The following is a 1,298-nucleotide window of genomic DNA, read 5'->3' on the forward strand; positions in this document are numbered from 1 at the left end:
TGATATGATCCCCTCATAGTAGACAGAAAAAAGAAAGCGCACTAAGCTGTCTATTATGGAGGGGATTTTTCTATGGGTAAAATTAATAAAACATATGATATTCAATTCAAGAAAAAAGCTGTAGATATGTATCTGAAAGAAGGTATGGGCTACAAAACAGTAGGTAGAGAATTAGAAATAACTCCTAAAATGGTACGCCGATGGGTTCAACACTTTGAGGCAGAAGGAATAAAGGGCCTCGAGGAGAAGCGTGGGAGAGCTAAAGGACCTGGGATAGGAAGACCAAGAACACGTCCTGAGGATCCAGAAGAAAAAATTAAACGATTAGAAGCTGAGAATGAAATGCTAAAAAAGCTCTTAGGAAAGTAAAAGGGGGAATGGAAGTCGTACTTACTAGTACGAAGTATGAGGTTGTTAAAGAGATGTCTAAGAAGTACACCGTTCAACTCTTATGCGAGCTTACAGGTGTATCAAGGGCTGGATACTACAAATGGTTAAAACGCCAAGAATCCTCTTCTCCTAAACAGGTAGAAGATCATAAAATCAAAAAATTGATTATGGAGTGTCACACAAAACTTAAAGGGATCTATGGGTATAGAAGAGTACAGACCTGGCTTAAGACGATGCATAATCTACATATGAATCACAAACGAGTTCAACGCTTGATGGGAGAATTAGGCCTTAAAGCTGTTATCAGAAGGAAGCGACCTTACTATGGTAAGAAGGAAGCTTATGTCATCTCAAATAACCATTTGAATCGGGACTTTACAGCTTCAAAACCAAATGAAAAATGGGTAACCGACGTTACCTATTTAATTTTTAATGGACAAAAACTGTATCTATCTGCCATTAAGGATTTGTATAATAACGAAATAATAGCCTATGAAATCAGTAGAAGAAACGATCTTAAATTAGTCATGGATACAGTGAAGAAGGCTAGAAAAAAACGAAGCGTAAAAGGCATTATGCTCCACAGTGACCAAGGGTTCCAGTATACCTCGAAACAGTATAACAAACTGCTTAATAAGTACAAAATGAAATCAAGTATGTCCAGAAAAGGAAACTGTTGGGACAATGCATGTATGGAGAACTTTTTCAGCCACTTTAAAACAGAATGTTTTTACTTATACTCTTTCCAAACCTCTGAAGAGGTTAAGTTTGCAGTCCACAAATACATACGATTTTACAATCACCAAAGATTTCAAAAGAAATTAAACAACCTGAGCCCCTATAAGTATAGAGCTCAGGCTGCTTAAAAATGCTTTTTAATTCCTGTCTACTTGACAGGGGTCACTTCA

At 37.0% G+C, this 1,298-nt stretch carries 2 protein-coding genes; both read left to right on the forward strand.

The window, feature by feature from the left end; translation table 11 throughout:
• Positions 1 to 72: 72 nt before the first annotated feature.
• A complete protein-coding gene (locus tag ABVF21_RS22725; RefSeq protein ID WP_303536524.1) occupies positions 73 to 369 on the forward strand; it encodes a helix-turn-helix domain-containing protein in 297 nt (98 codons plus the stop codon).
• An 8-nt stretch (positions 370 to 377) separates the two neighbouring features.
• Positions 378 to 1,256: an IS3 family transposase gene (locus ABVF21_RS22730; protein ID WP_303536521.1), complete on the forward strand. Its 879-nt coding sequence runs from the start codon at positions 378 to 380 to the stop codon at positions 1,254 to 1,256.
• The last annotated feature ends 42 nt before the right edge of the window (positions 1,257 to 1,298 follow it).

Origin of the sequence: Pseudalkalibacillus sp. JSM 102089, from assembly GCF_041366475.1 — a bacterium.
In the GTDB taxonomy this organism is placed as follows: Bacteria; Bacillota; Bacilli; order Bacillales; family Guptibacillaceae; genus Guptibacillus; species Guptibacillus hwajinpoensis_B.